Genomic DNA, 6147 nt, shown 5'->3' on the forward strand with positions numbered 1-6147 from the left:
ATTAGGAACGGGGAATATTAGAAAGAATTGCGCTCTGCCCCGGGTTTTTGCCCCGGGTTTTTGTGCTAGTCTTTCTTCGTTTTGGATGGCCATGGCTTGGCTTAAGTTACGCGCGGCTTTTCCTTCTGAAGTACGCGTCATTTGCGTAAAATGCCTCATCCTGCTCTTGATGACACCAACCCGGTACACCTAATAAGGGAAAAGGCTGAAAGTCATTGGGCTGTTCGAGCTTCCTGTTGATCCACAAATCAGAAACAAGCTGATCGATATCTTCAAGCTGCTCCAGATATCCTTTCTGAAAAAAATCACTGCCCTGCTTTAACAACACACTGTGTGTCGTCATGCCAATATACGGCGTCAGGGATTTTTCGTGCATGGCATGACCAACGACATAGCACTGGATGTGTTTCCCGAAAAGTTCCTTGTGCTCCCGGAACAGGTCTTTCCACTCGTGATTTATAACCAGCTCAAGTAATAAATCATCATCCGCAACAATGACCGCACCACACTCATCGAACAAAGTGATTGCATTTTCCAATGGACTTCGATTAGTGCCCGGTTTTCTGGTTTTTGATTGTTCAAAATGCAGGGCATTAAGCACGGATTTAATTTTGGGAAATTGTAACCAGCACATGGCATTAAAATAGTCGTGCCAGTTTTCAAGCCGCGTTTGCAATTCACCCGCCAAATATATGCGCGACTCATAATGATCTTCGAATTTATCCGGCGCACCAGCCTGCGCTACCGGGTGAACGGGTTTATTCGCGTATGATTGAATGTTTCTTATTTTAAATTCAGTGGCGAACTGCGCCAGTGTCGGCCAGGCAATCAGCGTGCTAAAAGGCCGGCTTACATCACGGACACTATTGAAAAGCGGGGACTGCTCAAAGAAATTGGGATTCCAGGTATCAATCGTTGTTCTGGCCATGATGAAAAATTGTACCCTTTCACCCGGCAAACCCGCAATCCTTCAATTAGTCCCGTGTCTACATGACAACCCGTTAAGAGCCTGTTTGCGGACTCATGACTCACGGTTATCTACCGGTTAAGAACGGCTCCTCACAAAACAGGCATTCTCAGATCCCCCACATCGGCTATTATTTGCCTATGTGTGGCAGATTCTATCTGGACGTGTCGAAAGCCGAGCTGATGGCGCACTATGACGTACAGAGTACGCCAGATATCTCGCCACGATTTAATATCGCCCCTTCCCAGGACATTCTCGCCGTGCGGGCGATTGCTGCGAATGAGCGTAATCTGGACTATCTGCATTGGGGCTTGATACCCAGCTGGTCCAAGGAAGAAAAACCGCACTACAGCATGATCAATGCCCGGGCGGAAACCGTGGCGAGCAAACCGGCTTTCAGAGCGGCCTTTAAACACCGACGCTGCCTCATCCCCGTCAGCGGATTCTATGAGTGGCAACCTCAGGACCACTTCAAACAACCCTATGCCATCAGCATGAAAGATGGTGGCCTGTTCAGCCTGGCCGGCTTGTGGGACCACTGGGAGAGCACTGACGGAAAGGTGATTGAGTCTTGCTCGATAGTGGTCACCGAGGCGAATGAAGTCCTGGCGCCCATTCATGATCGCATGCCAGTGATTATTGCCCAGGAAGATTATTCCACCTGGCTAGACCCCGAGATCCAGGATAAAGACCGTCTCGCACCCCTGCTCCATCCCTATGCAGCGCAAGCGATGAAGGCCTACCCGGTCAGCCCGCGCATGAATAACCCGGGCTTTGATGAACCGAAGTGTATACAGCCTATCGCGTAATAAAAATGAGTTGGGGTTTTCCAGATTGGGATCTACCCAGCTATGAAGAACAGCTCATATGCGACAATCCGCCAAGCTCGCTAAACTCGGTCGGCTTCCGCCTGTAGTATTTCTCCTCCACCTCTTTTGACTGCTCGGCATAAGGCTGCGTCATGACGTCCTGCAGTTCTCTAATTAGCGCGTAGTTCCCCGTAGCCGCTTGCTGATAAGCAGGCGCAAGCATCCACTCCCGCAAAATGTATTTGGGATTGACACGTTTCATCCGTTCACCAATCGCTTCAAGAGAACGAGACGTTTCAGCATTCGCATTAGTTGTGTCGGCAATGAGCGATTTCCATGTTGATAGCCACTCAGACCAACGCCTGTCCATCGGTTCATTCAAATCGGTGTAGAAACTTTTCCTAAGCGGTCCAATGTCACCCGGTATCGACGAGAGTTCGCGGAAGAATAGTGTGTAATCAACAGGTGTTTGCAGCATAAGAAATACAAGTTCTTTGAATAACGCCGCGTCAAGCGTAGCCAGTCCAAGCTTGGCCGCAAACATCTTTTCTACTGCCGCTTGCATCTCTACCGCAAAGCCAGCTCGAATCTCAGCGAGCTGTTGCAGAGCGACCTGGTCCGATTCCAGTAAGGGCTGCAATGCTGAACAAAACATCTCGAAGTTGCATTCTGCCGCCACGGGTTGATTGAAAAACGCAAAGTGCTTTCCGCCTCCTGTCCATGGCTGGTAGTAAGGATCAAACGCTTCACAGAAACCGAAGGGACCATAATCAAGCGTGAAGCCACCGGCCGCACAGTTGTCACTGTTGAAATTGCCCTGGCAATAACCAACACGGATCCAGTTCGCCACCAGCGACGTCAGGCGACTGCGAAATTCCTGTGCGAGCAACACCACTTTCCCGGCAGTACTGAGGGTGTTGTCTATAACCTCTGCGTACTCACGATCGATCAGATGCAACACAATCTTCTCGAGTTCCTCCATCGCAGCGGGGTGTTCCTGCTTGCGGGCGCGGCGAGCGAAAAGTTCGACCTGGCCAACCCGAATAAACGACGGCGCGACACGCGTTGAGATAGCGACCGCTTCCGAGACAAGCAGGTCGGGATCGATTGATCGCGAGCCCTCCGAGTACCATGGTCGCTGGACCTGCTCCGTTTTCGAAACGTACAAACTTAACGACCGAGACGTTGGCACACCGAGCGCGTGCATGTGCTCCTGTGCCAGAAACTCCCTGACACTCGAGCGCAACACGGCGCGACCGTCCGCGCCGCGGCAGTATGGCGTTCGACCGCCACCTTTAAGCTGCATTTCCCAGCGCCGACCATTGATCACCGCCTCCAGCACGGAAATGGCGCGACCATCACCATAGCCGTTACCCGTCTGGAAAGGGCACTGTTGAGTGTATTCGGTGCCGAAGATGGAAAGTGCGTAGCCCGTGGCCCAACCCGCCTTGCGCATCGGCTCTGGAGCCTGCGAGAGATCACCGCTAAACACACGGGCGAAATCGGCCGACTCTGCCATCTTGTCCGCAAAGCCAAGCTCGTGGAAAAGGGTTTTACTGTGCGCGACGTACTCTGGAGCATTGATTGGCGTAGGTTTTACAGGGACATAATGCCCGGAAAAGACCTGTCGCGGTGCGTGGTCAGCGCCGTCTGCTTGCGCCGCTGGGTCGCCATTGAGCGACTCCATGAACGAGTAGTTCGCTAACTTGGCAAGGTCGTCTAGCGACAATACAGTTGCGGCAGCTTTCTGGGGCGGTCCATTTTTCATAGGATAAGTGGGGTTAAATACCGTTTGTGTCCCATATTAGAGAAAATGGCTGTCTAACCTGGATGTTCTTAATCAGATAATGAATTGACCCTTACTTTTGACCTGCCATACCTTGGATTAATTCAGCATATTTTGCCAGCGTCTCGCGCTCATTCACCTTATCCGCCACCGAGATAAAACGGCGGATCTCCTCCGCCGCCTCCTCATGCCGGCCCTGTTGCCAGAGCGTGTTAAACAGGGCAATCGATAACATCCCGGAACCCGGTTCCAGCAGGATGAGTTTCTCGTAGACCAGCTCCGCCTCGGAAAACTTCTTCGCATAGAAATAGGCACCACCGAGTATTAACAGCGCGGCAGGGTTATCCGGTGCGTCCATTAATAACTCCAGCAGCGCCATGCAACCGGCCTCGGTTTTACCCGCTTCAAGCAGGTCTTTAGCCTGGCTCAATCTTTCGTCAATTGTCATCATGTCATTCACTGCATTATTTGTGCGATCAACAACAGCACGTCTACGTCGCTGGATTTTGATTATAACTCGTCAGGCGCTGCAGGATAAGTTGTAGTTCCTGCTCACTCATATTGACATGCTCCACCACCCGACCATAGAGCATAACGGTAGGGACATTGCGCCCGCTGCGTTCTTTCTGTATCTGGTCAATGCAATACAACACCACACGCTCTTTTCGCGTCAGGCCATCACGCACATCGGGAAGGTTGTCAAATTCAAAATGTCGGCATTATTGGTGTTTTATAATCGACTTCCGAATACTGATATATCGGTTTGGATTAAAGGGCTACTACCCGAATGGCACTGACTAAAGGCCCGAATCCTCGTCATCCAGGCGTATGCCGGGATCCAGACGCTACAATGGTGGCAGTTTCACTGGATGTCGGCTTTTATGCCCTGTGGGTAATTACGCCCCATGGATATTCGCCGCAATAACAAAACCCTGAATTGCGCCTTAAGTAAGTGCCATTCCTCGCTGGTACCTATTCACTGTTTCTTATATTCGGAACGGGGAATATTAGAAAGAATTGCTCTCTGACACAGATTTTTCGTCTAACTTCACCAACCTGGCCCAATTGAATTCATCGGGTACTTGGCCTTTCCCCCTCTCCCCCTGGGAGAGGGTCGGGGTGAGGGCGGCCCGCTCATCGGCCATTTTGAGGAAGATTAAATACGTGATCTGCTCGACGTAATCGCCATACCCCACGCCATCATCCCTGAGTACATGTGCGTAATTCCAAACCTTATTAACTATCTCTGAAGCGCTCAAAATAACCTCTGTAATTCAATAAGTTAAAAGCTATGTTTCTTCTAAATAAAACAGATTACCGCTTGATTTTTACCGCCAAAATGCCGATATTAACAACTGATGGGTAAATCCTATTATGTGCCTGGTATGTTCCCTTCCAGCGGTGGCCAAGAGTACCAGGAACCTCGGCATTCTAGGGGCCGTCACCCTAATCCTTACTGGTGTAATGTATGAAAAAGTCATTATTTGATTCAAATCCCTACCTGCAAAATCCCAAGAAATACCGGGATTCACTCATTACCAGTGTTTCCAGTTCCACCGCGATCGAAACGGGTGCCACAGTCGAATCGATCAGCCAACATATTACAGATGTCACCACTAGTTATTTCCATCCTACTCCGACAAAGTCCGAATCGAACTCTCAATAATTTCTCTGAATAATGCTTCCATTGGTTCGTAGTTACGAACCATGCCCATCTGCACCGCGGCGAAATATTCTGATTTCATCTGGCCACTAATTAAACTGAAATCAAGGACAGGCAGCCCAGCTTGCAAAGCCATGATGATCGTCAGTATTCGAGAACATCGGCCATTGCCTTCGCGAAAGGGATGTATCAAAACCAATTCGGTATGCACCTCGGCAAGCGCTTTAACGACAACATTTCTATCCGAGAAGTTACAGGGCGTATATTTGGCGAGTTGATCCGTCTCAAACTGGACCATCAACTTCGGTATCTGCGCTGCCATCGCAAATGAAAAATCATCCTTGCTGATATTTACGGTCCGGTACTTACCTGCCCATTCATAAATATCTCCCAACCACAATTCATGCATTTGGCAAACATCATCGGCAGTAAATTGATGGTCGGCATCGTATTTGTGAATAAGTGCATCTGTCGCCTTGATGAGCGACTCTGCCTCTAGCTTGTCCATTTCCTTTGAATCAGTCATGCCGAGTTTGTTTCTCAATACAGTATCATTTGAACCCGGTTCAAACTGGGTTTCTATCGATCCGGAAACGTCGTAGCGGCCTTTTTTCTTCATTGCTAATATGCCTAGTCATTAATCGCAATTTTGTTTTGCGCCTTGCGGAAGATAGTGCCAAACACGTGCCTGCACCAATAAGGCAGGCAGGTGCCGTCCTATTTACCCAGGTTTTTCCTACCTGCACTTCGTGCGCAGGCAAGCAGGGTGTGGCGGTATTGCAGTTCTAAATCATCGCCACCGAATTTCATCAACCCGATCCTGCTGCCGAAAAACCGTGGTCTGTCCCCTATTCTTCTTTAAGCACCGGCGAATTCAGGTAGCAAGTGCACCACTCAATGATCCATAGAAGACTTCGTGAGG

Annotated in this window: 7 protein-coding genes; 1 reads left to right on the plus strand and 6 read right to left on the minus strand. The window is 49.8% G+C overall.

All coding sequences use genetic code 11. The features are described from left to right. Positions 1-106: 106 nt before the first annotated feature. Positions 107-928, minus strand: coding sequence for a DUF3025 domain-containing protein (locus tag RRB22_14550; protein MDT8385626.1), 822 nt, complete (start codon positions 926-928; stop codon positions 107-109). A gap of 179 nt (positions 929-1107) precedes the next feature. Here RRB22_14550 and RRB22_14555 point away from each other — a divergent pair, with 179 nt between their 5' ends. Continuing rightward, entirely contained in the window at positions 1108-1776 is a 669-nt protein-coding gene (locus RRB22_14555; protein ID MDT8385627.1) for an SOS response-associated peptidase, read from the plus strand. A gap of 40 nt (positions 1777-1816) precedes the next feature. On the opposite strand, the gene RRB22_14560 is transcribed toward RRB22_14555, so the two are convergent. The 5 genes from RRB22_14560 to RRB22_14580 all read right to left on the minus strand — a co-directional run bounded on the left by RRB22_14560 (position 1817) and on the right by RRB22_14580 (position 5844). Beyond that, positions 1817-3544 (minus strand): protein adenylyltransferase SelO family protein, encoded by a 1728-nt coding sequence (locus RRB22_14560; protein ID MDT8385628.1) that lies wholly within the window; start codon positions 3542-3544, stop codon positions 1817-1819. A gap of 91 nt (positions 3545-3635) precedes the next feature. Next, on the minus strand, positions 3636-4013 hold the full coding sequence (locus RRB22_14565; GenBank protein ID MDT8385629.1) for a hypothetical protein: 378 nt from the start codon (positions 4011-4013) through the stop codon (positions 3636-3638). 40 nt (positions 4014-4053) lie between these two features. Further along, complete coding sequence (locus RRB22_14570) at positions 4054-4248, minus strand: hypothetical protein (protein MDT8385630.1); 195 nt, start codon at positions 4246-4248, stop codon at positions 4054-4056. Positions 4249-4569: 321 nt separating this feature from the next. Then, complete coding sequence (locus RRB22_14575) at positions 4570-4821, minus strand: type I restriction-modification system subunit M N-terminal domain-containing protein (protein MDT8385631.1); 252 nt, start codon at positions 4819-4821, stop codon at positions 4570-4572. A 372-nt stretch (positions 4822-5193) separates the two neighbouring features. Beyond that, positions 5194-5844: a Fic family protein gene (locus RRB22_14580; protein MDT8385632.1), complete on the minus strand. Its 651-nt coding sequence runs from the start codon at positions 5842-5844 to the stop codon at positions 5194-5196. Positions 5845-6147: the final 303 nt, after the last annotated feature.

It is taken from the genome of Gammaproteobacteria bacterium, from assembly GCA_032250735.1.
GTDB lineage: Bacteria > Pseudomonadota > Gammaproteobacteria > SZUA-152 > SZUA-152 > SZUA-152.

Excerpts from the sequence above, each read along its gene's own strand:
- RRB22_14550 (MDT8385626.1), bottom strand. The coding sequence starts at position 928 with ATGGCCAGAACAACGATTGATACCTGGAATCCCAATTTCTTTGAGCAG.
- RRB22_14565 (MDT8385629.1), bottom strand. The coding sequence starts at position 4,013 with ATGATGACAATTGACGAAAGATTGAGCCAGGCTAAAGACCTGCTTGAA.
- RRB22_14555 (MDT8385627.1), top strand. The coding sequence starts at position 1,108 with ATGTGTGGCAGATTCTATCTGGACGTGTCGAAAGCCGAGCTGATGGCG.
- RRB22_14560 (MDT8385628.1), bottom strand. The coding sequence starts at position 3,544 with ATGAAAAATGGACCGCCCCAGAAAGCTGCCGCAACTGTATTGTCGCTA.
- RRB22_14580 (MDT8385632.1), bottom strand. The coding sequence starts at position 5,844 with ATGAAGAAAAAAGGCCGCTACGACGTTTCCGGATCGATAGAAACCCAG.